A 25259-nucleotide genomic window follows, 5' to 3' on the forward strand; every position below is an offset into this window, starting at 1 on the left:
CTGGTGCTTGCGATTAATTTTGAGTTTTTGAAACTTATCATTTTTTTGTCAGGTAATAGCCAGGTAGCGATTTCCAGTTTTATCTAGCCCCAAAGATGCTCTGCATGATTTGGCATTTGGGGAAGGTCGAGCAGCCCCAAAATTGCTGTCCTGCTTTAGGGCCTGATTTTACGGTACGAATAACCAGAGCGCTGCCACATTTCGGGCATTGCCGCTCAGCTGTCGGATCACTTCTACGTTTAAGGTTTTGCACATGCTCGCGCTGGGTGGCGCGGGTCGGCGCGCGGCGGCCGGTTTGCAGGGCGTGGAGCATGGCGTCAACTTCAGCTGTGCTAAACACCGGCTGCTGGAATGATTGGATATAGCGGATAAAGCCGATGCCCTGGGTAACGTTGGCCGGCACTGCGGTTTTAAAGGTGCTGCCGCCGACAAAGGTGATGACCGAGTGCAGGTGCTCCGGGTCAACAGGCCGCTGCAAAGCTACCTGCGTTGGCAAAACTGCGTTAAAAACAGGCTCGGAATGCTCATTTACAGCACGTAAACTCCGCTTCCTCGCCTGTTTTTGCCTTGCTTTGCCTGCCTCGCCTACGCTTTCCAGCGGCCTGTTTACGCCAAGGGTGGCTTCCAGGGCTTTGAGGTGTTTGTAGTTCTGCCGCAGTGGGTTCTGGAATTTGAAGGTGCGTTTGTAGAGCTTTTGCGTCCACTGCGCTTGGTTTTCGCTGCCGAAAATCCAGCCGCTCATATTCTTCGTTTCCAGCACAAAGATGCCGTAGGGCGAGAGGAATACGTGGTCGATCTGCGTGGTGCCGTCGGGCGTGTTGAGGGTGACGTTATGCAGGCGGCGGTAGGTTTGCTTGTCCAGCTGCCAATGGGCGAATAAGCGCACCAGCAGTTCGCCAATATGGCCCTTGGCCCAGGGCGATTTGAGCAGGCTTATCAGCAGCAGGGCGGGAATCAACCAGGCCAGCGCATCGATAAGTGGCCGCAGGATAACGCTGGGGTCCATGCCTTCTTCCTTGAGCAATGCCGCTTGAGTGGCGCCCGTAAGCCGAGCGAGCAGGCGTGTCGGAACTCCAGATGCATGACACTGCACCGGATAATGGCCAATTGCTTTCAAAGGCTCAAGGGGCTAGCGACTAATGTCCAACAATTGATCGCTTGGCGTGCCTGGCTTAGCGCAATGCGCGCTGGGAATGGCGGCTCGCAGCGGCTCTGCGGCGGGGCGGGTGCCGAGGGTGTTTGCGCTGGGCTAGAGGGCAGAGCAGCGCGCAGGGATGGGCTGGTGGATCCGTGAGCCGATTAGCGCGCTTATTCGGCTCACGGCATAAGCCGCTGCTGCTGGCGATTCGGCTTATATCGCCACCGAGCGTCTGCCCGGTGACGGCGGGGCGGTTACTCGCTGCGCAGGAAGTGCACGCTAAACAGCTCCGCCGGGTCGCGCCACATCGCCACCGAGGCAAAGCCGCAGTCGGCGGCCAGCTGACGAAAGCTGGCCGGGGTGTATTTGTAGGAGTTTTCCGTGTGCAGGGTTTCGCCGGCGGCGAAGTCGAACACGTGATCCTCGATGCGCACCTGCTGCGCCTGCGGGCTGACCAGGTGCATCTCGATGCGCGATTCGGCTTCGTTATAGAAGGCCCGGTGCTGGAAGCGGCGTGAATCAATGTCGCTGTCCAGTTCGCGGCGGATGCGCTCCAGCAGGTTGAGGTTGAACAGGGCGGTTACCCCGGCCTCGTCGTTGTAGGCCCGTTCGAGCACCTCACGCGGCTTGACCAGATCTACCCCGATAAGCAGGCCGCTGCCGCTCGGCAAGGCTTGATGCAGGTTGCGCAAAAAGGCGCGGGCCTGCTGGGGGTCGAAGTTGCCGATGCTGGAACCGGGGAAGAAAGCCAGCGGGCGCTCGCCCAGCGCTTCGGCCGGTAGCTTCATCGGTTGGCTGAAGTCGGCGCACAGGGCGTGTACGTCCAGCCAGCGGTAGTCGGTTGCCAGGCGCCGGGTGCTGGCGTGGAGGAACTCGCGGGAGATATCCACGCCCAGGTAGCGCGCTGGGCGCAGGGCTTCGAGCAGCAGGCGAACCTTGCGGCTGGCGCCGCTGCCCAGTTCCACCAGGCTGGCGTTGCGCCCGGCCAGCGCGGCAATGTCATGCGCGGCCAGGCGCAGGATGGTTTCCTCGGTGCGGGTGGGGTAGTACTCGGGTTGCCGGCAGATCAGCTCGAACAGTTGCGAGCCTGGGTGATCGTAAAAGAACTTGGGCGATATGCTTTTGGGATTGGCGGCGAAGCCCGCCAGGGCCTCTTCACGCAGTGCTGCTTGCTCGGGGTCTAGGGCCTGTTGCTGAACGCGGTTTGCCAATGCCATGGTCAGAGCTCCTTGGCCAGGCGCAGGCCGGAGAACTGCCAGCGCATGGTGGGGTAGAAGAAGTTGCGATAGGTCGGGCGTATGTGGTCTTCGGGGGTTACGCAGCTGCCGCCGCGCAGCACCATCTGCCCGGACATAAATTTGCCGTTGTATTCACCAAGGCTGCCGGTCAGTGGTTGGAAGCGCGGGTAGGGGCGAAAGGCGCTGGCGGTCCACTCCCATACATCGCCGTAGAGCTGCTGCGGACCTTCGCCGGCGCTGGCGGCCACCGGGTGCAGGTGGTCGTTTTCGACGAAGTTGCCCCAGGGCGATTGGTCCTGGGCGGCGACTTCCCATTCTTCTTCGCGGGGCAGCCGTGCTTGCGCCCAGGTGGCAAAGGCATCGGCCTCGAAGTAACTGAGGTGGCAGACCGGCGCCTCGCGGTCCAGTTCGCGCGGGCCGCCCAGGGTCAGCTCCAGCCAGTCGTCGCCATCCCGTTCCCAGTACAGCGGCGCTTGCCAGTTGGCGCGGCGGATATGGTCCCAGCCATCAGCTAGCCACAAGGCGCTGCTGCGGTAGCCGCCGTCATGGATAAAGTCGAGGTATTCGGCATTGGTCACTGGCCGGCTGGCCAGCTGGAATTCGTCGATGAAAACCCGATGCCGTGGGCGCTCGCAGTCGAAGGCAAAGTCCTCGCCGGCATGGCCAACATGCCGTAAGCCGGCGGGATAGGTTTGCCAATGCAAAGGGGCCGCCTTGCTGTCGCCGGGCTTGAGGTCCTGGCGATAGGCCGGGCGCAGCGGGTTTTGCGCGAGGATGTGTTTGATGTCCATCAGCAGCAGCTCCTGGTGCTGCTGCTCATGCTCCAGGCCCAGCTCGACACGCGGCAGCACTTCGGCGGCGATATCGCTGTCTAGGTGGCTGAGCAATTGCTCCATGGCCAGGTCGACATAGCTGCGGTAGGCATACACCTCGGCCACGGTCGGCCGCGACAGCAAACCCCGGCGCGAACGCTCGAAGGGCGTGCCGTGGGTCTGGTAATAGGAGTTGAACAGGTGGTCGTATCGCGCTTCCAGCGGGCGGTAGCCGCGCAGGAAAGGCTGCAGGATGAAGGCCTCGAAGAACCAGGTCACGTGGGCCAGGTGCCACTTCGGCGGGCTGACGTCCGGCATGCTCTGGATCACATAGTCCTCACGCTCCAGCGGCTCGCACAGGCGCTCGGTGGCGTGGCGTACGCGGTGATAGCGTTGGCGAAGGTGTTCGAGGTTTACCAGAGACGTGTCGTTGCTGGGGGCACGGTTCGGCATGTCACGCATTCTCTACTGGCGTCGCAGGGAAGGCGCGACCTGTCATTAAGCCGACCGGCCGAGGGTAGAAAAGGTTCAGAGAATTTGCTGTTTAAGCGTGCGGGTGGCTATTGGGCATCCCGCTGATTGGGTGCTAGTTGGTGGCGGGTATCTGCTCCAGCGGGGAATTTTATGAAAAGGCGATTAGCGAGCCTGTCTGCTCACTAATCGGCGTGTCGCCTGTTACTCGGTGACCTCAAGGCTGTAGACGCGGCTTGCTCTACGCCCCGTGCATTGCGTGCCATACGTACCTGCGGACATGTGTACTTCATAAGTGCCCGCTTTAAGCGGCGTACCGGTGATGAGTCCGTGCGAGTCGCGATCTTGGTGCTCGAGCCAAAGCCCTTCAGGTAGGGGGTAGGCATCATTCACATAGATGCCATGAACGGGCGTCGAGGTGTTGGTCACTTCGAGCCGCACGCTATAGGGCTTGCCCACTACAGCTGCGGGTAGGCTTTCGGGGAGTAGCGTGGGTTGGGGCTGCATGGCACAGCCCGCCAGCGCATTGCCAAAGATGCCTGCTTCGCAGCCAGCAAGCGGTAGCGTTAAGCAGAGGGCAAAAAGTAGTTTTTTCAGCATATGAGGTTCCTTCCTGGTCATGGGATTCGACTGAATACGATGCCGCCGAATACATCCTTGAGAAGCTGTTTGAGTGTGTAGCCCCGCGTTACCTGATGCATGGATTGGCCCCAGGAGAACAGTTTGGAGTCGACGATAACTTCTACCGGCAAGGTGGTTTGGTCGACTGGGCCGCCTTGAGTGTGCGGGGACTTTTCCCAGGCGATCCAATGATTTTTCCCGACCCCTGCGCCGCCTTCCACCATCGAGGCGGAGATCAGCGAAGTGACATGATGCTGGCTGCCCGCATAGCTCAACAGCTCCACGAGTTCCTCCTGATTGATATGCCCGAGGAACTGGATGTTGTCGAACACCACGGTGGCGCCGGCTCTGGTGAACCAGGCTTTCACTTTCCCAGGCAGGGTAATTCCGGGGATCTGATCACCGGGCGAGTCGTAATCGAAGAGGTCGTTCTCGCTGTCACGCAGGCTGGCCAAGGAAATCCAGTCAATCGCCGATATACGATCACCTGCCGCCGTATGGCTGAATTTCTTTGGGTTGCGGCAATCGTAACTTGGCTTGATATGCAGCTGGCCTATGGTCGTTTCACCTGTTTCCCACAGGTCGATGATCGCCTGGGTGTACAGGTCGGGGCGATCCACCAGCAGTGCGTAGAAGAAAACAGCTGGCCCGCAAAGGCTTGTCTCTTGTTGGTTGGGAAATGGAGTGATTCTTTCCTTGGTCGAAACGTGCTGGCCTTGGGACCTTGCGACGCGTACTCGCAGCTGTTCTATGACTTTGCTTTTCTCAAATGGATCACTTGCCGTGCCCATTGGATGATCGCGGTCGTTGAAAACACGACTTTGAGAAGCCGAGCACTCAAAGGTGTCCACGATCTCCTTGGCCGCTGCAACTCGATCCGTCGTCTGAGCCGGTTGCGCTATAGCTGACGCGGCTGCGGTTGTGGCTGCCGCTTGCTGGGCAGGTTGCGCAGCGGGAGCCGTGGCCGGCGGTTGGTTCTCGGACGCTTTTGCTGCTGCCGGCGCTGCGACAGCAGCTATGGATAATGGCGTTGGCGCGGTAAAGGGTGCAGCGACTGCGGAGTTACCGATGATCACGCTGCCTGAGCCGCCAACGACCACGCTGCCGTGGCCACCCGTACTGCCCAATGTCGCCGCTGGTAGGCCATTGATCAGCACTGTGTTAACAACTGCACCCACGATGGGGCTGCCACACACCGACGTATCGGTCAGCCGCGCGGCTGGTAAGTTGTCAAAAAGGACGTTGGGTGAGCCCTTGGCGATGGGGTTGGTGCCATGGCCAGGTAATGGGCAAGAGGTTGGATCAGTTTGGCGAGCCGCCGGTTTTCCGCTCATGTGAAACCTCCTTGTTTTCGTAGGTGTAGATCCTACGCGTTTCTCCTGCTGTGCTCATGCTGCGTGCCTTGAACTGAGCGTGGTGTCACGGCTCCAGTATGGGCGGTTGATTAAACACGCCGCCAGTGTGCGCGGGTCTTCTGCATATAAGCCCTGCAACCTTAAAGGTGACGCCTTGCGCGTTCTCTAGGGGCGTTAAGCGCCACTGTTGCGGTGCATTACTTGAGTTCAGCGGCGGGGGAAAACATGAAGGGGCTGGTCAGCAGCGCTCGCGCGAGCGCCTATTGATGCGAGGAATAATCAGCACACGCGACGGCAGTGTCAGTGCCGTCGCGTGCTTGGGTTTAGCTGGCGAGGAAGTCGAAGTTCCACAGGCCGTTGTTGCGGGTCAGGGTTACATCCACTTCGGTGGCGGTGATGGGCGCGATGTACTGCGTCATGTCAGAGAAGTTCTGCACGATGTAGGTCTCTCCGACCATGGGCGGTGTTGCGACCATGAAGTAGAAGTGAGGCAGGTACTCGAAGCTGACCGTCATGCGTGCATCTACCTTGGGCATGGTGACTACGGGCCGGCCATTAACATACCAATTGCTGTCGAGCTGGATGAACGGATTGGTCTTGTTGATCACCCCGCATTGCTGCGGGGTTAGTTTGTCCTGCGCCAGTGAGGTTGGCGCAGCTTCGAGAAACGGCGACAAGCCGCTTGGGCTAACTGCCTGGATTAACTCCCCGGGAGAAATACCGCGGCGCCCCGAGACAATGGTATTGCCGGGTTTGTCCCCGAGCGTGGTGACATCGGTTTCAATCACTGCTTGATAGTCGAACGACTCGGTTGCACCGGCCGAACCCGTTAATACCTGCCATGCATGAATTTGGTAATCCCGCTGTGGCCGCTGAGGCTTGAGGAAGACCAATACAGTCTTACCTTCCATATCGTCGACAGCGAAGTTCACGTTGAATACGGTCATGGTCAATCTCCTTTTGTTCCGATTGCAGCCACAGCTGAACTGCCGTGGCTTGCTGCATTGACGAGGTAGAGCGGCGCTTGTGAAAAACGCCATGCACTTCACAGGAAGGTGATGAGTGCCGTCTGGCCTGCGGGGGCTAATCCCCGCTTACCAGAAAGGATGCTCATCATGAACAATCGCAAGCTCAAGCTATTCCCTGCCGGTCTGCTGGCGTTGCTGTTCAGTGTGTCTGCGTTTGCGCAGATCGACTGTGCCGGTGGTTCTGCTGCTGTGCCCAATGTGCTGCTCAACCCCGGTGCCGCTAACACTAATCTCAACCCCTACATCAACCAGCGTCACGTATTTTGTGGAGGGCTGAGGGACGACGACACCGCAATGGGGTATCACTCACGGCCTGATGGTCATGACCCAATATTGGCTCCGGCGGTGCTCGCTGCGCGAGTGACCGGAGCCGTTACGCAATCCACTGACTATCCTGATGTGTATCAAGGCGTAGGCATTCAGGTGCGTCAGGTGGACGGCCCTTGGGTTGACAAACAGCCGGATGTCTCGACGTTTTTTCCCGATCATTGCACCCAGGCGCAGGTGGTGGCCTCGATCGGTTATGCCTACAGCCAAGACTCGCAAGTCGCTAGCGCGCCGTTTCATGGGCCCTCTGCGCCCAATGCGGGCTCGCCGCTTTACTGCACCGGTAGCGACGGTTCTCTATTGCAGGTGCAGGGTTATCTCAATTTGATTGACGGCAACTGGATTGTGAACACCGCTTATCCGCAAATGTAGAGATAGTGTGCAGGGTAGGCGCTAAGCCGCCCTGCACGGTTTTGACCGTTTGATTCTTGTGTAGCGTTTTTACGCTTAAGGGGCCGGAGCCCCTAGGCAATGCACGCATATCGCATGTTGCTGGTGAACCATACGTTTGGTGCTTGGTGCTTGGTGCTTGGTGCTTGGTGCTTGGTGCTTTGCAGGGGCATTCACAAAGCTTGCGGTACTCCGTCTGGAGAAAGGGACAGCCGTCCCTTACATCAGAAAGGAGTCTAACCATGCACATGTTTCCTACCTTCCCCCTCGGCGTGGCCGCAGTAATGTTCAGCGTGTCAGCTGCGGCGCAAATTAATTGCTCCGCTGGTGCGCCTGGGGTTAACCCTGTGCCGATCCAAGTCGGCAACGCGCCGATAGCCAACAGCCGGATCAACCCACAACTGAATCAACGACACATCTTTTGTGGCGAGATCAATGCTGGCGGCAATGCCGTTGGCTACCACTCCCGGCCAAACGGCCACGATGCTCTGTTGGGCACACGACCAGGCTCGCCAGCCGCTGCGCAAATTACCGCGGGGCAGCGTTTTATCGTGCCACCGGGCAACAATCATCCCGCACCGTATCGTTATGTTGGCAATGGCGTGCGGGTATTCAATGTGGCCACTAATGCTTGGGTGCTTAAAGCAGGTCCCTCGACCTTCTACCCGGACAGCTGTAGCCAGCGGGAGGTAGTGGCGTCGATTCGCTATGCCTATATGCACCCGTATAGCGCTGCCCCTGCGGGGCCGAATAATCCGTTTAGCGGTCCTTCAGCACCCAGCCTAGGCGCGCCAGGCTATTGCACGGGGGCGGGCGGGCAGCCTTTTACGGTGGGTGGTTACTTGAATCTCATCGGCGGTCAGTGGGTGGTTAACTCGGCTTACCCGATTGCGATGTTTTAGTGGCCTTTATTGAGTTGTAGAAGGCTTTGTAGGGCGCACTTCTGCCACAAGATGTTACTTGGCGGTGTAGTGCGCCCTTATTTGTGGGTGTCGTGTGTGGCGAGGGCGTAATGAGGGGCCCTCGGTAGAGGGCGGTGAGCACCAGGTGTGTACGGCTTAAGGGCGGGGGCGTAATAGGCGGCGAGTGAAAGGCTGAATGCGGACAGTGACGGCGCTTAAATTGCGCGGATGAGAAAGTGCACGTATTGATTTTTGCCACGACTTTCCTCGCTTAGGCGCACAAGCGCGGGCTCGCCGGTGGGGCTCTGTGGCGCTGAACTGTCCTGTGTTTGGTTTTGGCTTGAGCCTTGGCCGCCTTGCTGGGCAACTTGCAGCGCCGAACCGGCCTTTTGATAGGTGTGTACGTGCGTTTGCAGGGCGTCGTATTGCACTGAACCTACCGCGTTGCCTGCCCAGCCGCCGGCTTCTTGCGCGGAGCGCTTGTCAGCATCGGGGTCACGCTGTTGTTCGTCACCGTTCGGGCCAATGGGGTCGGTGGCTGCGCCGTTGACACCACGTAGCACTCGGCCACGGTAGTCCGGTAGCAGAAAGAAGCCGGCTTGCACCTGCCCTTGTTGGTCCAGCGCCTGGCCGTAGAGATAACCAATTGCGCGAAATAGTCGTGGGTAACGCGCCACCGCAACACGCCTGCCGTCGCAGAGCAGCCAACCGAGTCGGGCTAGGTGCAATGCGTATGCCGCCAGTGCGGGTGGCGGATAAGTGGCATTGGTGGGCTGGTCTAAGCCCGTTGGTGCGGCATAACTGATCACGCTGCCGACCGGCAGTGTGCTGGGTGGCACCCACGAGGCGGGGCCGGGCGTTAAGGTGCTGAGCATGATGATTGCAGCTCCAACTGTTCGGCGAGATAGCGATGACAGGTTTCCACGTTGAAGCGCCAGCATTGATCTTGCGCCGGTAGCTGCGTGTGCAGGTCTTGCCAGAGGTTGTAGAGGGCAGCGTCCTCGGCAAACACCGGCACCTGCGTGTCGTCGCCCAGCCATAGCCGGCCGCCGCTGCGCAGTAGGTAGAACAACCGTGCGGCGCTGGTGTTGTCGAGCGCTAAGGTCATGCGCAATTGCGCCGCCTGCAGCAGCGCAATACTGGCCTGCGGACGATTCAGCTCGCTGTGCAATGGCAGCCAGTCCGCCGGTTGTGTCGCGCTGGCGTAAGCCAATATGGCCTGCTGCCACGGCAGGGCGCGGCACAGCCAAGGCTGCAGTTGTTGCGCGCGGCGCAGGTTCAGGTCGTGGCTGTTCGGGTAATGGCTCTGTACTGCCTGCAGAATCGTCCCTTGTAGCCGGTTAACCAGGCAGCCAGCAACGCCGCCGGGTTGCTCGGCGCAGAAGCGTTGCAAGGTGGTGGCCAGTTCGACCAGCGCCTCTTGGTAGGCTTCGAGTAGTTGGTTATAGGCCTGCGTTTGCCAGTCCGCCCGTTGTACCGCGTAATGCTGCGCGCTGCAGGTGAGTTGCAGGCTGATGGCTAGCGCGTCGCTGGCTGTGACCAGGGTGAAGGGAACCTCGCCACTCAAACCGATTAGCTCGACCGGCTGGGGTGTGTCCAGCGTCAGCGCCTTGCCGGCAATCAATAGGCTGCCACTGCTACCGCTGGCGGCGGCAAACTGCAGGCTGTTGGACTGATAGCCCGGTGGAATAGTTAAGGTGCCGCAGGTCTTCGGTGGTGTGCTGCTCAAGTCCTGGCTGATGCGCAGGGTTTTCTGAGGGGCGGTGAGTAGGCGCTGCAAATTGTAGCGCTGCGCCAGCGCCAGGTAGTTCTGCTGGTTCAGCTCGGCGGGGCTGCTCACGCCCGGCACAGTATCTGTTGTCACCCAGGGCGGTACAGGAATGGTTTGGCGCTGCCCGTACTGGGCGTTGAGGGCCGTGAGCAATACTTGGCCTGGGTTATCTAGTGTCCAGTGGAACAGCAGGCGTGGCCCAAGATCGCGCAAGCGCGCGTCACGCTGTTCTACAAGCCAATGATAAAAGCCCCGTCGGGCCTGCTCGCCTAGATTATTTAGTCGCTGCCAGCTGCTACTTTTCCACGCGCTGCGTAACAGCAGTTCGCGCCGCGTGCGCAGCGTGTGTTGGGTTTGGCTGAGCGCGCGCTCGAACAGCTGCTGAACCTCAGTACGCGCCTGCTGTACCGGTTGAAAATCAGCGCCATCGAGTGTGCCGGGAGCGACCAGATAGTTACCGTTGACGGTTACGCTGAGCCCATCAGCACCGTATTGCTCGGCTAGGTCATTAAATTGAGTGCGGGTGACCAGTTGCGGCTGATCCAAGAGCTGTTGCTGGGTAGTGCTGTGCTGCTGTTGTTCGGTGTGCACTTGCGTGGCGTCGTGCTGCCGTTCGCTCAGGCTGGTTTGGCGGCTGACGCGTTTACCGAGCTGCTCCCCCGGCAACAGGTTGATCGCCTCGGCAATGGAGCCCAAGGCATAGCCGCAGACGCGTTCGGCGAATTGGTACAGCTGCCCTGCCCCCAGCAGCAATCCTGGTGGGGCTTGCATTGTTTGGCCTTGGGGGAGTGGGAACACAGGTGTGGGCAGTTGGGCTTGCGCGTGTTGGGCCGCGCTAATCTGCGCACCAGTAAGCAAGGCCTGCGGTGCTGTGGTTAAGCCTTGCACCAGTGCCAATACACGCAAACCGCGTAGCAGGTCATTGAGTGCGGGGGACTGGCTGTAGTCCAGTACCAGCAGGCTCAGATAACTGTTGGCCAAGCGCTGCCACTGTATGGCGAAAGCGGGTTGGTTGAGCACATCGTCTGGCGGCATGCCGAACAGCTGGGTCAAGGCGGCGATCAGCGCATCACGATTGCTCAGTGGTTGCGCCAGTACGGCATCGGCTTCAGGGCTGGACAGGCATGTGAAAGGTGTTGGCAAGGTGTCTAAATCTGCGACGAACTGGCCTTCCCACGGCGCCTGGTTGGTGAAAAAGGCATTGGCTAATTGTTGTAAGGGTTCCAGTGAATGTTCATCGGCGGTACTGAGTAGCTGTTGATAAAAGCTCGAGGTGTTGGCCAGCGCGAGTAATCGCCGTAGTGCGGGGGCTCGAGTGTCAGCCGCAGGCGGTACCAATAGCGTGAGAAAGCCCAGCTGCCGAAATGGTGCTAAGCCACTCACCTGACTTTCAACAGGCTGCTGCATTGCCTCTGCAGGCGGCGTGGGTGTGGGCGTTGGGGGTGTGGTCGGTGGCCAGCTGTCCAGCTGCTGTGTGATAAAACTGCCGGGTAAGAGCGGCAGATTGGCCGAGCAATGGTAAGCGCCGTCGCGGCCGATATCGAGCCGGTAAGCACACTCAGAACGGCTGAAAGGGGCGGGAAGATTCGTCGCCCATTCGGTGCTGCTTCCGCCTAAACTGGCCGTATCCAACCGCATGCCCGGCGCTGTCAGTGCGATGTCAATGACAGGCGAGGCGCTACCGTGCCGCCAGAGAGACCACTTACCTTGCCACGGTGTGGGTACTTGCAACTCGCCGCTACGCGGAGGCACCATTTGGTTGCCCGACAAGGTTAGTAGTGGCCCCCAGCCGCTTTGTATAAAAGCATCAGCCGCGACATAGCTCGCACTGAACAGCCACTCCTTAGAACCTTGTTGCAGCAGACTTAAGGCCAGCGACTGAGTGCCGCTCGGTACCTTTAATAGAAAGCCTGCTTGTGCATTGCTTTGGCTAAGACTAAAGCCTAAACCATCGTCCTCGGCGTTGACGTAGCCTTCTAGACGGGGCCCGTCATCGCTACGCAGCCAGCGCCAAGAAACCTCGAGTAGGCCGACCTCGCAGTGCTTCAGCATGGTGGTTGTCTGGGATGTCATAGGTCACCTCCATGCATATCGAACGAGCACAGCCAGCCACGCAACTGTTGTCGTGCGAGCTGTACACGCTTACGGGCGTTGGGTTCGCTGATCTCGAGTACCACCGCCATGTCGCCATACTCAACTCCGCCGATGCAGCGCTGCTCCAGTGCTTCGCTCAGTGGCACGGGCAGCCGCTGTATGGCCGCGCTTAGCGCTTCCAGAGCTTCGTGCAGACAAGCAGTATGTTCTGGGCCGTCCTGCGCAGGGTGCAGTTGGGTTTCGTCAAACAGGGCGTTGTCGATCCAGTCGATGTTGCAGGTGGGTAAGGTTTGGCGTAATCGATCGATGCAGTGATTGTGCGTTACTCGGCGTAGCCACGCCGGTACGTTATGGATGTTGCTGAGACGCTCAGGCTCTTTCTCTAGTAGGTGAAACAAGCGCAGTCTTAGCTCGCTAAGTGCATCTTCAGCGTCATGCGGGCTGCGAATAACCTGCTGGCAGCGCCGCTTCATGATCGTTTCGTTGGCCATCAAGAATCTCCAAATGGCAGCCTGGGTTACGCGCTGAGCCACGCGTGCGTCGATCTCCATGAGCCTCGTCATAATCATTCCTTGATTGCTCGTGACGTCGGAACCGGAATGCTCTTCGCGGAGCGGTTCTAGGTGCCGACCGAACATGAATGACGTAGCTGCGACTGAACTTGTGAAGAACTTAAGCGGCACACACGTAGTGCGAGGCCACCGACAGTTTATGAAGGGCGTAAACGAGCCATGCGCGGGCATTGAACGGCAGAGAACGAAGGCCGGGCCGCACGAAGATTGAGCAGCTGTGCTTTTCTGCAGGCATGAAAAAGCCGCGCAGTGCGCGGCTTTGGAGTTGGTGGGCCCACACGGACTCGAACCGTGGACCAAAGGATTATGAGTCCTCTGCTCTAACCAACTGAGCTATGGGCCCTCAGAGGCGGGCGGATTATACCGGTGCCTTCTCGGCAGCGCCAACCGAATGGCGCGGGGTGAGGAAGTTTTGTGCGAAGGCGTCCGCATGAATGGCGCGGCTGATGACGAAGCCCTGGATCTGCTCGCACCCTTCGGCGGCGAGAAACAGTTCTTGGGCTTTGGTTTCCACGCCTTCAGCAATCACGGTCAGTTGCATGCTGCGACCCAGGGCGATGATGGCGCGCACGATGGCGACGTCGTTGCTGTCGTTGGGCAGGCCGCGGACGAAGGATTGGTCGATTTTCAGGGTGTCGACCGGCAGGCGCTTGAGGTAGCTGAGCGAGGAGTAGCCGGTGCCGAAGTCGTCGATGGCCAGTTGAATACCCAGGCCTTTCAGCTGATGCAGCAGGCTCAGCGCTTCTTCGGCCTGGTTCATGATGAAGCTTTCGGTAATCTCCAGTTGCAGCAGTTCTGGGGCCAGGTTGTGGTCTTCCAGCAGGCTAGAGATGCGTACCAGCAAGTGCGGCTGGCGCAGTTGCACGCCGGTCAGGTTGACCGACAGCGGACCGAATGGGGCGTGCTGTTGTTGCCATTGCTGCATTTGCCAACAGGACTGACGCAGCACCCAGTCACCAAGGGCGATGATCAGGCCGGTTTCTTCAGCCAGGGGAATAAAACGATCCGGCGGGATTTCGCCGAACACCGGGTGATGCCAGCGCACCAGGGCCTCGGCGCCGATCAGGCGGTTGCTGCTCAGGCTGCGTTTGGGTTGGTAGTAGAGCTGCAGCTGTTCCAGCTCGATGGCGCGGCGCAGTTCGCGCTCAAGGGCCATGCGTTCGGTGGCCTGGAAGGTCAGGTCACGGGTGTACAGCTCAACGCGATTGCGCCCACGCGCCTTGGAGCGGTACATGGCGGCGTCGGCATTTTTCACCAGGGTAGCAACATCGTCGCCATCATCCGGGTAGCGGCTGATGCCGATACTGGCGCTGATAAACAGCTCTTGCTCGTCGAATTGGAAGGGCAGGCTGAAGCAATCGAGCAATTTGTGCGCGATCAGTTCGGCATCGCCATCGTGCTGCAGGCCGGGTAGCAAGATGATGAATTCATCACCGCCGAGACGGGCCACGGTGTCGATATCGCGCAGGTTGGACTTCAGGCGTTCGGCAATGCTTTTCAGCAGTTGGTCGCCGACCGGGTGACCGAGGCTGTCGTTGATGTGTTTGAAACGGTCCAGGTCGATAAACAGTACGGCGCCCATGCGTTTGTCGATGTGCGCGTCTTCGAGGGCGGCGCGCAGGCGAGCCTCGAACAGCATGCGGTTGGGCAGGCCGGTGAGCGGGTCGTGATGGGCCTGGTGATCCAGGCTGGCCTGGGCGTGTTTGAGCGAGCTGATATCGGCGAATACGCCAACAAAGTGGGTGATCTGCTGATCGCTGTCGCGCACGGCGCTGATGGTCAGCCATTCCGGGTAGAGCTCGCCGTTTTTGCGTTTGTTCCAGATCTCGCCTTGCCAGTGTCCGGCGGCGCTGAGGTTGTGCCACATGGCGGCGTAGAACGCGCTGTCGTGGTTGCCGGAGGCGAGCAGTCGCGGCGACTGGCCGAGGGCTTCGGCCTCGCTGTAACCGGTGATGCTGGTGAAGGCGCGGTTGACCGCGGTGATGCGCTGCTGCAGGTCGGTGATCATCACGCCTTCTGCGGTGCTCTCGAAAACGGTGGCGGCCTGCTTAAGGTTTTCCTGCATCTGTTCGCGCTCGGTGATGTCGCGCGCGATGGTCAGCATGCAGGTGTCGCCTTCGATGGGGATCGGCTGTACCGACATCTCGCAGGTGCGCAACGAGCCACTGCGGGTGCGAATCAGGGCGCGGAAGTCGCGCACTGAGCCGTGCTGTTGCACGTGCTCGAACATGCGAATGCGGTCGTCCGGGTCGGCCCAGATACCCAGTTGCAGGGTCGAGCTGTCGGTTGCCTCGTCGATGCTGTAGCCGGTTATACGGCTGAAGCCTTCGTTGACGTCCAGCAGTTGGCCATCGCTCAGGCGGGTGATCAGCAAACCATCGGGGGAGGCATGGAAGGCCTTGGCGAATTTGTCTTCGGAGAGTTTGAGGCGCTGTTGAGTGTCCTTCAGTTCGCTGATGTCGCGAACTGCCACGACTAGGGTGCTACTGTCATCCAGGGTGACCTTTTGCGCGGAAATCAGCGCAGTGAACTGGCTGCCGTCGCGCCGGCGGAAGGTGCCCTCGATGTTGTGCGCATTGCCTTTGCGCAGCATTTCCAGAATGCGTGGGCCGATGCCTTGTTCGATCCACAGGTCCAGCTCCGAGCTGGTGTGGCCGATGGCTTCGGCAGCGCTGATGCCGAACTGTTGCTCGAAAGTGTTGTTGACTGCCAACAGGCGGCCATCGTGCAGGTTGAGCAGGGCGATGATGTCTGGGCAGCTGTGGAACACCGAGGCGAATTTCTGCTCCGACAGGGCCAGTGCTTGTTCGGTGCGTTTGGTTTCGGTGATGTCGATCAGCAGGCCGCGCAGCATCTGACTGCCATTTTGCGGTGACAGCGTGACGATGTCGCGTACCCAGACTTCGCGGCCGTCGGCGGCGAGCATGCGGTAGTCCAGGCTGTGGTCGCGACCGGCCTGGGTTTCAGTGCGGCAGTAGTCGAGGGTGCGGCACGCGTCGTCGGGATGCAGGATGCGCTCGAGAAAACCGGGCTGCAGCCATTCCTTAACCGGATAGCCGAGCAGCCGTTCTGCCTGGGGTGCGACGTAGATGTAGCGAAAATCGCTGGGGTCCATCTGCCAGGCGACGGCGTTGAGGCTTTCCACCAGGCCGCGATAATGCTGCTCGCTGTTGCGCAGCTCACCTTCCAGCAGGGCGCGGTTGTGCATTTCACTGCGCAGGCGGTGATTGATGCGCAGGATGCTGACGATGATCAGCAGAGCCGCGAGCAGGCCGGGCAGGCCAAACAGTAGCAGGCTACGCCAGAACGAGCGCTGGTCAATCGGCTCACCCACCCAGCGTTGCTGGATGTCGGCAATTTCGCTAGGGGTGAGTTCGCCCAGCAGCTTGTCGAGAATGCCGGCCAGGATCGCTTGATCCTTGGGCACGGCCATGGCCAGCTGGTAGCGGTATGGGGTTTGGCCGCTGATGATGATGCCGTCGAGCTTGAGCTGGCGTAGGTGCCAGACGCTGGACGCGAGATCGCCGACCATTGCATCGGCTTGCCCGGAGGCCAGTGCTTGCAAGGCCGCGGCCACGCTAGGGCGTGGCCAGAGGCGCAGCTCAGGATGTTTGTCGCGCAGCAATTCGTGGGTGGCGTAACTGTCGACCACGGCGACCCGCAGACCTTGCAGCTCACGCAATCTGCTCGGTTGCGGGCCTTGTTCCTGGCTCAGGATGACAATCGGAAAATCGAGGTAAGGGCGGGTGAACGTCAGGTACTGCTCGCGTTCAGGAGTGGCCATCAGGCTGGGCAGCAGGTGCAGCTTGCCGGTTCTGGCGTCGGCCAGCACTCGGCTCCAGTTTTGTGCGGGTGCCGGACGCAGGCTGATCGACAGGCGCTCCTCAATCAGCCGTACATAGTCGGCGGCCAGGCCCTGATAGAGGCCGTCGTCATCAATAAATTCGTAAGGGTGCCAGTCGCGGTCAACGCCCAGGCTAAGCTGCGGGTGTTCGGCCAGCCAGGTCTGTTCGGCGGGCGTCAGTTCGAGACTGAGCGCGGGCACGGTCCAGCACGCCAAACACAGCAGAAGGGTGGCTGCAAAACGCGGCATGGGCTGTGGCTCGTTCGCTGGGCAATTAGGAAAAGTGTAGACCCGCCTGGCGGGCCTTGGTAGTTGCCCAGAATGCAAAACCCCCGGCAGGGCCGGGGGTTTTGGTGTTACTCGTCGAGGAAGGAGCGCAGATGCTCGCTTCTCGTCGGGTGGCGCAGCTTGCGTAGCGCCTTGGCTTCGATCTGACGAATCCGCTCGCGGGTTACATCAAACTGTTTACCAACTTCCTCAAGGGTGTGGTCGGTATTCATGTCGATGCCGAAACGCATGCGCAGTACCTTGGCTTCACGGGCAGTGAGACCGGAGAGGACTTCGCGTGTCGCTTCTTTGAGGCTCTCAACGGTGGCGACATCGATTGGCGACTGCATGGTCGAGTCTTCGATGAAGTCACCCAGATGAGAGTCTTCGTCATCACCGATCGGGGTTTCCATGGAGATCGGCTCTTTGGCGATCTTCAATACCTTGCGGATCTTGTCCTCAGGCATTTCCATGCGTTCACCCAGCTCTTCCGGGGTCGGTTCGCGACCCATTTCCTGCAACATCTGCCGGGAAATACGGTTGAGCTTGTTGATGGTCTCGATCATGTGCACCGGAATACGGATGGTACGCGCCTGGTCGGCGATCGAGCGAGTGATCGCCTGACGGATCCACCAGGTGGCGTAGGTCGAGAACTTGTAGCCGCGACGGTATTCGAACTTGTCCACCGCCTTCATCAGGCCGATGTTGCCTTCCTGAATCAGATCGAGGAACTGCAGACCGCGGTTGGTGTACTTCTTGGCAATCGAGATCACCAGACGCAAGTTCGCTTCAACCATCTCTTTCTTCGCGCGACGAGCCTTGGCTTCGCCGATCGACATGCGACGGTTGATGTCCTTGATTTCAGCCAGAGTCAGCTCGCACTCGGCTTCCAGGGCAGACAGCTTTTGCTGGCAGCGCTGAATATCGCCTTGCAGGTTGCCGATGGCTTCGGCGTACTTAGCCTTGCCTTTGGCCAGGCCTGCGGACCATTCGACATCGATTTCATTGCCGGGGAACAGCTTGAGGAAATCGGCGCGCGGCATGCGGGCATCACGTACACAGAGCTGCATGATGGCGCGTTCCTGGGCGCGCAGGCGCTCTAGGGAGCTGCGTACACGCACAACCAGGGCATCGTACTGTTTAGGCACGAGCTTGATCGGCATGAACAGCTCGGCCATTTCTTTCAGCGCGGCAATGCCTTGCTTACTGCCGCGGCCATGCTTTTTCAGGGCTTTCTTGGCGAGGTCAAGAGCGTCGCCAATCGCGGTGAAGCGGCGCAGGGCCTCTTCAGGATCCGGACCGCCGTCGCCTTCTTCTTCCTCGTCATCGCTGGAGTCGGCGTCGTCGTCGTCAGTTTCTTCGGCGGCATCGCCGTCTTTAACTGGAACAGGCGCAGCTGCTTCGGCGGGAACGATGCCGTCATCCGGATCGATATAGCCGCTGAGGACTTCAACCAGGCGACCACCATCGGTGGTGACACGGGTGTACTCGGCCAGAATGCTGTCGACAGTGCCGGGGAAATGGGCGATAGCGCCCATGACTTCACGGATGCCTTCCTCGATGCGTTTGGCGATTTCGATCTCGCCTTCGCGGGTCAGCAATTCCACGGTGCCCATTTCACGCATATACATGCGCACAGGGTCCGTCGTGCGGCCGATATCGGTCTCCACCGCTGCCAGCGCTGCAGCTGCTTCTTCAGCGGCTGCCTCGTCGGTATCGGCGTCGGCCAACATAAGGGCGTCCGCATCCGGAGCACTCTCGTGTACGGGGATCCCCATGTCGTTAATCATGCGGATGATGTCTTCCACCTGCTCCGGATCAGAAATATCTTCCGGTAGGTGGTCGTTGACCTCTGCGTAAGTCAGATACTTCTGCTCACGACCCAGGGTGATCAACTCTTTGATACGAGACTGCTGTTGCGCTTTTCCGGACATAACACCCTATCCACTGAAGGTCTTGGCGGGCAAAAAACAAGCCGCGGATTATACCCGAGTAACACCCCTAAGCGCCAGTTGGACTCGGGATTACCGGTGATGCATTACGACTCAGCAAGCTGCGCAGCTGATCTTTCTCTTCTGCGTTCAACTCACTTTGACGGGCTTTGCGCAGCAAATGTTCCAGGCTGCGCTCGCGTTGGCGGGCTACTAGACTAGTTATAGTGTCGAAAAACTGTTGTTCAAGGTTGTCGGCTGAAATCAGCCATTCCTTTTCGGCCAAGGCGCGCAATAGACGGCCCTGCTCGGTGCCATGCCAGCGCGCGATCAGTTGCAGTGAGCGCAGGTTGGGACTCTTCTGCAGGGCGCCAAGCAAGGCGACCAGCAGCTGGGCATAGGTGTCGTCTTCGGCGGCGAAATGGCTGACATCTTCGACCTTCTGCGCCAGTTGCGGGTGGTGCAGTAGGGTGCGCAGCGCGCTCAGGTGCGGCGATTCGACGCTGACTGCGGTGCGTGGTGCACGTGGGGCGAACTCGCCCTGGCCCTTTTTGTTCCACTTGCCGCCGTCTTTCTTCCAGTTGCCTTTGCCTTTATTGCGTTCAAATTCCGGCACCGGGCTGGGGTTTTCATATTCGTTTCGGTTCGGTTCGACATCGTAATAAGCGCTGTCGGGAATTTCGGGGTAATCCGGATAGTCGCTGGGCGGTGGGCTGCTATGGCTTGGCTGGCTGCTGCGCGCGGTTGGTGCCATCTGCTGCAGTGCTTCGCCGGATAGGCCGGTGATTTCGCTGAGGCGCTGGCGCATCAGGGCGCGTAGGTTGTTGCCGGGTATCTTGTCGATCAGCGGCGCGGCCAGAGTCATCAGGTGCGCCTTACCTTCCAGGGAGCGCGGGTCGGCTTCTTCGCTGAGTTGCTGGAAGAAGTAGTCGGCCAGGGGCTGGGCGTGCTGGTTGATCCGTGCGCGGAAGGCGTCGGTGCCTTCGCTGCGCACCAGGGTGTCCGGGTCTTCACCGTCGGGCAGGAACAGAAAGCGCGCGCGGCGGCCATCCTGCAGGCTCGATAGCGTGGCTTCCAGGGCGCGCCAGGCGGCGTTACGCCCGGCGGCGTCGCCATCGAAGCAGAACAGCACGCTGGGCACGACGCGAAACAGGCGTTTTAGGTGTTCTTCGCTGGTGGCGGTGCCGAGGGTGGCGACGGCGTTGCGCAGGCCTTGCTGGGCCAGCGCTATTACATCCATATAGCCTTCGACCACCATGATCTCGTCGAGATCGCGGTTGTGCTTGCGCGCCTCGAACAGCCCGTAAAGCTCCTGGCCTTTGTGGAACACCGGGGTTTCCGGGGAGTTCAGGTATTTAGGCTTCTCGTCGCCCAGTACACGGCCGCCGAAGGCTATCACCCGGCCACGGCTGTCGCGGATCGGGAACATGATGCGGTCGCGAAAGCGGTCGTAGCGCTTGCCGCTTTCGGCGTTTTCGATCAGTAGGCCTGCGTCGATCATGGCTTTTTGCTGCAGGCTGTCGCTGGCCAGGTGCTTGTGCAGGTTGTCCCAGCCGGGCGGGGCGAAGCCCATGCCGAAGTCGCGGGCGATCTCCCCAGACAGGCCGCGGCCCTTAAGGTAGTCGACGGCGGCTTTGCGTTGCGGATGGCTTTTCAGTGCCTGCTTGTAGAACTCGGCGGCGGCAGTCAGCAGTGGGTAAAGCGGTGAGTCAGTGGGCTGGCGTGGCTTGTTGTTGCGTCCGCCTTCCTCGCGCGGCACTTCCATGCCGGCCCGCTTGGCCAGGTCCTCGATTGCCTGGGGGAAATCCAGTTGGTCGTGGTCCATGACAAAACCCAAGGCGTTGCCGCCGGCGCCGCAGCCAAAGCAGTAATAGAACTGTTTGTCTGGACTGACGCTGAATGAAGGGGTTTTTTCTTTATGGAAGGGGCAGCAGGCGGTGTAGTTTTTGCCGGCCTTTTTCAGCTGGATGCGTGAGGCGACCACGTCGACGATGTCGGTGCGGTTGAGCAGATCATCGATAAAAGACTGTGGGATCAGGCCGGCCATAGGCACTCAGGATACTGTCATGCGTTGGGGCAGAACAGGTCGGGGCAAAAACTAAAAGACTCCGATCGTCACCCGAAGGTGGCGCGGAGTCTAAAAGCGAAACCCGGCCGAGGCCGGGTATCAGGCGCTGCTTGTAGCTAATCGTGCGGGCAGAAGCCGCGACGCTTAGTATAGGCGAACGCTGCGGCGCTGCTCGCGCTGCACTTTCTTGGCGTGACGCTTAACAGCGGCTGCTGCTTTACGCTTACGCTCGGAAGTCGGCTTTTCGTAGAATTCACGGCTGCGAACTTCAGCCAGAACACCGGCTTTTTCGCAGGAGCGCTTGAAACGACGCAGAGCTACGTCGAAGGGTTCATTCTCTTTAACTTTGACGGCTGGCATCCAGGGCGTACCTTCTTTATTACCGGGGGGTAACGTTGCTCCTGGCAAATGGCGCTGGAGAACGTAGGTTTTTAAGGGTTGCGGATGTTACCGCCTCATCGCGAGGAATGCAAAGCCTCTGATCGAAAAGCGCTGGCCGGCTCGCGCCAGCGGCCATTATCATGCGCGCCTTCGAAGTTGCACACACTACTACAAGGCACTGCCCATGCTGGTTCTGGGATTGGAAACCTCCTGCGACGAAACCGGTGTCGCGCTCTACGACAGCGAGCGTGGCCTGTTGGCCGATGCGCTGTTCAGCCAGATTGATTTGCACCGTGTGTATGGCGGTGTAGTGCCGGAGCTGGCCTCGCGCGATCACGTCAAACGCATGCTGCCGTTGATCCGCCAGGTGTTGAGCGAGGCGGGCTGCGTTGCGACTGACATCGACTCCATCGCTTACACAGCAGGGCCTGGCTTGGTCGGCGCGCTGTTGGTGGGGGCGTCCTGTGCGCAGGCGCTGGCCTTTGCCTGGGATATTCCGGCGCTAGGTGTGCACCATATGGAAGGCCACTTGCTGGCACCGATGTTGGAGGAGCAACCACCGGCCTTTCCGTTCGTCGCTTTGTTGGTGTCGGGTGGGCATACCCAGTTGGTTCGCGTCGATGGTATCGGTCAGTACCAGCTGCTCGGCGAGTCTCTGGATGATGCCGCAGGCGAGGCGTTCGACAAGACCGCCAAGTTGATGGGTTTGCAATACCCGGGTGGGCCGGAGATCGCCCGTCTGGCACTGAGCGGCACGCCTGGGCGCTTCAAGTTCCCGCGGCCGATGACGGATCGACCTGGGCTGGAGTTCAGTTTCAGCGGCCTGAAGACCTTCACGTTGAACACCTGGCAGCAGTGTCAGGCTGCTGGAGATACCTCGGAGCAGACGCGTTGCGACATCGCTCTTGCGTTCCAGCAGGCCGTAGTCGATACGCTCACCATCAAATGTAAGCGTGCGCTTAAGCAAACAGGCTTGAATAACCTGGTCATCGCTGGCGGAGTGAGTGCCAACCAGGCACTGCGCCAGTCGCTGGAGAAGATGCTCGCTGAGTTGAAGGGCGAGGTGTTCTACGCCCGCCCGGCGTTCTGCACAGATAACGGCGCGATGATTGCCTATGCTGGCTGCCAGCGCTTACTGGCGGGGCAGCATGAGGATTTGAGCATCAAGGTGCAGGCGCGCTGGCCGATGGAGCAACTGCCAGCGCTTTAAATAGCTGCGGGATGAGCCGGATTCATCTGGTCAATTTAGAAATGCCGCTCACTACCGGCGAATAGATCGCGTAAATTGCCGCGATGGCGCCAGACGATCAGCCCGGTCAGTACGCAGACGGGAAGCAGGGCGTCGGGTTGTTGCCAGGCCAGCAGTGGCAGGGTTAGCGGTGTGGCAATCAACGCGGCCGTTGAGCTGGTGCGAGTCAGGATAAACGTCAGTAACCAGGCGGCAACCGCCAGTAATGCGGCGGGCGGGTACAGGCCCAGGAGCATGCCAGCGGCGGTGGCGACACCTTTGCCGCCACGGAAGTTGAAGTACAGCGGATACAGATGGCCGATAACGGCTGCCAGACCGACCCAGGCTTGCTGCTGCAGGCTGAAGTCGAGCAGGCTGGCTATCAGTACCGGCAGCAGGCCTTTGAGTAGGTCGCCGATCAATGTGAGGATGGCCAGGCGTTTGCCGGCGACCCGGAACATGTTGGTGGCCCCGGGATTGCCCGAGCCACTGGCGCGCGGGTCCGGTCCGCCGTTTAGGCGGCTGAGCAGAATGGCGAAGGACAACGAGCCGAGCAGGTAGGCGAGGATCGCCAACAGCCAAAACATGGTTATCCATTCCGGGGCAAGGGAGCCCTGATTCTAACTAGGTGCGGCAGCCTTGTCGTGCCACGGAGAGCGTGCTTGGACACAGTTTTTATCGAGGGGCTGGAAGTCGATACGGTGATCGGTGCCTACGACTGGGAACGCACCATTCGCCAGTGTTTGCGTCTGGACTTGTACCTGGGTTGGGATAACCGTCCGGCTGCCGCCGGCGATGAGCTGGACAAGGCGCTGGATTACGCCAAAGTCTCGCAACGTATCCAGGCTTTCGCCAGCGAGTCGCAGTTTATTCTGGTGGAAACCTTTGCCGAGCGGCTGGTCGAGTTGCTCATGGCTGAGTTCCAGGTTCCCTGGGTGCGGCTCAAGCTGACCAAGCCCGGCGCGGTGCCGGCGGCCAGCGGTGGGGTGGGCGTGGAGATCGAGCGCGGATGTCGCTAACTCCCGTTCTACTTGGCCTGGGCAGCAATATCGGCCGCGAAGCGCACCTGTGCGCTGGCCTTGATGCGCTCGCCGGCCTGCTGAGTCAAATGCGCTGCTCGCCGGTGTTCGAAAGCCAGGCCGTGGGCATCAAGAGCGGGCCGTTCTTCAATCTGGTGGTGGCCGGCCACAGCGAGCTGCCGCTGGGGGAGCTGGATCGCCGGCTGAAATTTATCGAAGCCGACAACGGCCGCTACGCGCCTGAGCGCAAGGGCCTGCCGCTGGATATCGACGTGTTGCTTTACGGCGATCTGGTCGGCAACTTCGACGGCCTGATTCTGCCGCGTGCAGAAATCCTCAAGAACGCCTTTGTGCTTTGGCCGTTGTCGTTGCTGGTGCCGGACGCAATACATCCGGGCGAGCAGCGCCGCTTTGCCGAGCTCTGGCAGGCGGCGCAGATTGACCAGCAGCTATGGCCGGTGGCGTTTAGTTGGCGCGAGCAGCAGCTGACGCCAGCAGAGTTGATTCAGGCGCATCCCGCTTCTTAGTCCGACTGCGCTGCCGCGCTTGCTTTGTATGCCGTGAGGGCTTGTAGCCGTTCACGGTTCAACGCCTCACCCAGTTCCGCACCTTGGAAACCCTGTGCCAGCAGCGGTTGCACGGCCACTGCGCGGGCGACGTGCATGGCGCCTCGCAGATAGTCGGCTTGTGGGTAGGCGCGCTGTTCCAGGCCGAGGCGGCCGCGGGCGTCCATTTCACAGGCGGCGATAAATTCTTCGAAGCGCTGCGGACGGCGGAACACGTCGAAGCCTTGCAGCAGTTTGAGTAGGGTCGAAGCCTTTAGCTCCAAGGCACGATGGCCGTGGGTGTGGAATTCGCCGACCTGCAGGGCTAGCTCCTGGCAATCTTTGGGCACCTTGCAACGCTGGTTGATTGCGCGGATCAGCTTCAGCCCGGTGTGCTCGTGGGCGATATGCCGGGGCCATTCGGCCTCCGGCGTCAGGCCTTTACCAACATCATGCAGCAGACAAGCCCAGCGCACGGTTAGCGGTTGCTGGTGTTCGGCGCATTGACGCAGCACGCTAAGCACATGCTCGCCGGTGTCGATTTCCGGGTGATGGGCGGCCGGTTGCGGCACGCCGAACAGTGCGTCGACCTCGGGTAGCAACTCGCGCAGGGCGCCACAGTCGCGCAGCACCTGGATAAACACATCAGGGCGCGGTTCCATCAGCGCACGGGAGATTTCCTTCCAGCTGCGTTCCGGCATTAACGCGCTTAGCTCGCCAGACTCACTCAGCTCACGCATCAGCGCCATGGTTTCAGGTGCGACGCTGAAGCCCAGCGGCGCGTAACGGGCGGCAAAGCGGGCGACGCGCAGCACGCGCAACGGGTCTTCGGCGAAGGCTGGAGATACATGGCGCAGCAGCTTGGCTTGGAGGTCGCGCTGGCCGCCGTAGGGATCGATGAGCGTGCCATGATCGTCTTCGGCCATGGCGTTGACGGTCAGGTCACGGCGGATCAGGTCTTCTTCCAGGGTCACGTCCGGGCTGGCGAAGAAAGTAAAACCGCCATAGCCGCGCCCGCTTTTGCGCTCGGTGCGGGCCAGGGCGTATTCCTCGCCGCTCTGTGGGTGCAGGAACACCGGGAAGTCCGCGCCCACCGGGCGGTAACCCTGTTCGAGCATCTGCTCGGCGCTGGCGCCAACTACTACCCAATCGATCTCGCTGACCTCGCGGCCCAATAGGCGATCGCGTACTGCGCCGCCGACTTTGTAAATCTGCATCATGGTTCCTCCACTAAGTGCGGAGGATAGCGGCTGGTCG

General features: G+C 60.2%; 19 protein-coding genes, 1 tRNA gene and 1 pseudogene. 5 read left to right on the top strand and 16 right to left on the bottom strand.

The window, feature by feature from the left end:
• Nucleotides 1-79: 79 nt before the first annotated feature.
• From AACY25_RS15105 to AACY25_RS15130, 6 genes and pseudogenes are all read right to left on the bottom strand, one after another.
• Nucleotides 80-1006 (bottom strand): nuclease-related domain-containing protein, encoded by a 927-nt coding sequence (locus AACY25_RS15105; RefSeq protein WP_339525621.1) that lies wholly within the window; start codon nucleotides 1004-1006, stop codon nucleotides 80-82.
• 386 nt (nucleotides 1007-1392) lie between these two features.
• Nucleotides 1393-2355: an L-histidine N(alpha)-methyltransferase gene (egtD, locus tag AACY25_RS15110; RefSeq protein WP_339412997.1), complete on the bottom strand. Its 963-nt coding sequence runs from the start codon at nucleotides 2353-2355 to the stop codon at nucleotides 1393-1395.
• Nucleotides 2356-2357: 2 nt separating this feature from the next.
• Nucleotides 2358-3641 (bottom strand): ergothioneine biosynthesis protein EgtB, encoded by a 1284-nt coding sequence (egtB, locus tag AACY25_RS15115; protein WP_339525623.1) that lies wholly within the window; start codon nucleotides 3639-3641, stop codon nucleotides 2358-2360.
• A 222-nt stretch (nucleotides 3642-3863) separates the two neighbouring features.
• Nucleotides 3864-4259: a putative Ig domain-containing protein gene (locus tag AACY25_RS15120; protein ID WP_339525624.1), complete on the bottom strand. Its 396-nt coding sequence runs from the start codon at nucleotides 4257-4259 to the stop codon at nucleotides 3864-3866.
• A gap of 1037 nt (nucleotides 4260-5296) precedes the next feature.
• Nucleotides 5297-5614, bottom strand: a pseudogene (locus AACY25_RS15125) (PAAR domain-containing protein); the annotation flags it as partial.
• Between the two features lie 344 nt (nucleotides 5615-5958).
• A complete protein-coding gene (locus AACY25_RS15130) occupies nucleotides 5959-6582 on the bottom strand; it encodes a hypothetical protein (RefSeq protein WP_339412991.1) in 624 nt (207 codons plus the stop codon).
• Nucleotides 6583-6750: 168 nt separating this feature from the next.
• On the opposite strand from AACY25_RS15130, the gene AACY25_RS15135 reads away from it, so the two are divergent.
• Together AACY25_RS15135 and AACY25_RS15140 are read left to right on the top strand one after the other, a co-directional pair.
• Entirely contained in the window at nucleotides 6751-7362 is a 612-nt protein-coding gene (locus AACY25_RS15135) for an EndoU domain-containing protein (protein ID WP_339525626.1), read from the top strand.
• Between the two features lie 260 nt (nucleotides 7363-7622).
• Nucleotides 7623-8282, top strand: coding sequence for an EndoU domain-containing protein (locus AACY25_RS15140; RefSeq protein WP_339525628.1), 660 nt, complete (start codon nucleotides 7623-7625; stop codon nucleotides 8280-8282).
• Nucleotides 8283-8497: 215 nt separating this feature from the next.
• On the opposite strand, the gene AACY25_RS15145 is transcribed toward AACY25_RS15140, so the two are convergent.
• The 8 genes from AACY25_RS15145 to rpsU form a co-directional block, all read right to left on the bottom strand.
• Complete coding sequence (locus tag AACY25_RS15145) at nucleotides 8498-9157, bottom strand: phage tail protein (protein ID WP_339525630.1); 660 nt, start codon at nucleotides 9155-9157, stop codon at nucleotides 8498-8500.
• A complete protein-coding gene (locus tag AACY25_RS15150; RefSeq protein WP_339525632.1) occupies nucleotides 9142-11460 on the bottom strand; it encodes a hypothetical protein in 2319 nt (772 codons plus the stop codon). Before AACY25_RS15150 ends, AACY25_RS15145 begins: the two co-directional genes overlap by 16 nt.
• 662 nt (nucleotides 11461-12122) lie before the next feature.
• Nucleotides 12123-12638, bottom strand: a complete 516-nt coding sequence (locus tag AACY25_RS15155; RefSeq protein ID WP_339525634.1) for an RNA polymerase sigma factor — start codon at nucleotides 12636-12638, stop codon at nucleotides 12123-12125.
• Between the two features lie 347 nt (nucleotides 12639-12985).
• A tRNA-Ile gene (locus tag AACY25_RS15160) sits at nucleotides 12986-13062 on the bottom strand.
• A gap of 15 nt (nucleotides 13063-13077) precedes the next feature.
• Nucleotides 13078-16812 (bottom strand): bifunctional diguanylate cyclase/phosphodiesterase, encoded by a 3735-nt coding sequence (locus tag AACY25_RS15165; RefSeq protein ID WP_339525635.1) that lies wholly within the window; start codon nucleotides 16810-16812, stop codon nucleotides 13078-13080.
• Between the two features lie 107 nt (nucleotides 16813-16919).
• Nucleotides 16920-18764 (bottom strand): RNA polymerase sigma factor RpoD, encoded by a 1845-nt coding sequence (rpoD, locus tag AACY25_RS15170; RefSeq protein WP_339525636.1) that lies wholly within the window; start codon nucleotides 18762-18764, stop codon nucleotides 16920-16922.
• Between the two features lie 67 nt (nucleotides 18765-18831).
• A complete protein-coding gene (dnaG, locus tag AACY25_RS15175) occupies nucleotides 18832-20808 on the bottom strand; it encodes a DNA primase (RefSeq protein ID WP_339525638.1) in 1977 nt (658 codons plus the stop codon).
• Nucleotides 20809-20973: 165 nt separating this feature from the next.
• Nucleotides 20974-21189: a 30S ribosomal protein S21 gene (gene rpsU / locus AACY25_RS15180; RefSeq protein WP_003296736.1), complete on the bottom strand. Its 216-nt coding sequence runs from the start codon at nucleotides 21187-21189 to the stop codon at nucleotides 20974-20976.
• 205 nt (nucleotides 21190-21394) lie between these two features.
• Here rpsU and tsaD point away from each other — a divergent pair, with 205 nt between their 5' ends.
• Nucleotides 21395-22420: a tRNA (adenosine(37)-N6)-threonylcarbamoyltransferase complex transferase subunit TsaD gene (gene tsaD, locus AACY25_RS15185; protein ID WP_339525639.1), complete on the top strand. Its 1026-nt coding sequence runs from the start codon at nucleotides 21395-21397 to the stop codon at nucleotides 22418-22420.
• A gap of 35 nt (nucleotides 22421-22455) precedes the next feature.
• Here the strand turns inward: tsaD and plsY are convergent, their stop codons facing one another.
• Nucleotides 22456-23025, bottom strand: coding sequence for a glycerol-3-phosphate 1-O-acyltransferase PlsY (gene plsY / locus AACY25_RS15190; RefSeq protein WP_339525641.1), 570 nt, complete (start codon nucleotides 23023-23025; stop codon nucleotides 22456-22458).
• 75 nt (nucleotides 23026-23100) lie between these two features.
• Between plsY and folB the strand changes: the two genes are divergently transcribed.
• Both folB and folK read left to right on the top strand, forming a co-directional pair.
• Nucleotides 23101-23457 carry a dihydroneopterin aldolase gene (folB, locus tag AACY25_RS15195; protein ID WP_304867581.1) on the top strand — a complete coding sequence of 119 codons (357 nt, stop codon included), beginning with the start codon at nucleotides 23101-23103 and terminating at the stop codon, nucleotides 23455-23457.
• Nucleotides 23448-23984, top strand: a complete 537-nt coding sequence (folK, locus tag AACY25_RS15200; RefSeq protein ID WP_339525642.1) for a 2-amino-4-hydroxy-6-hydroxymethyldihydropteridine diphosphokinase — start codon at nucleotides 23448-23450, stop codon at nucleotides 23982-23984. The genes folB and folK overlap by 10 nt, the downstream gene beginning before the upstream one ends.
• Here folK and AACY25_RS15205 read toward each other — a convergent pair.
• Nucleotides 23981-25219 carry a multifunctional CCA addition/repair protein gene (locus AACY25_RS15205; RefSeq protein WP_339525713.1) on the bottom strand — a complete coding sequence of 413 codons (1239 nt, stop codon included), beginning with the start codon at nucleotides 25217-25219 and terminating at the stop codon, nucleotides 23981-23983. The two genes, folK and AACY25_RS15205, sit on opposite strands and share 4 nt — an antisense overlap.
• Nucleotides 25220-25259 lie beyond the last annotated feature (40 nt).

This window comes from Pseudomonas sp. EA_35y_Pfl2_R111 (assembly GCF_963970955.1).
Classification (GTDB): Bacteria; Pseudomonadota; Gammaproteobacteria; order Pseudomonadales; family Pseudomonadaceae; genus Aquipseudomonas.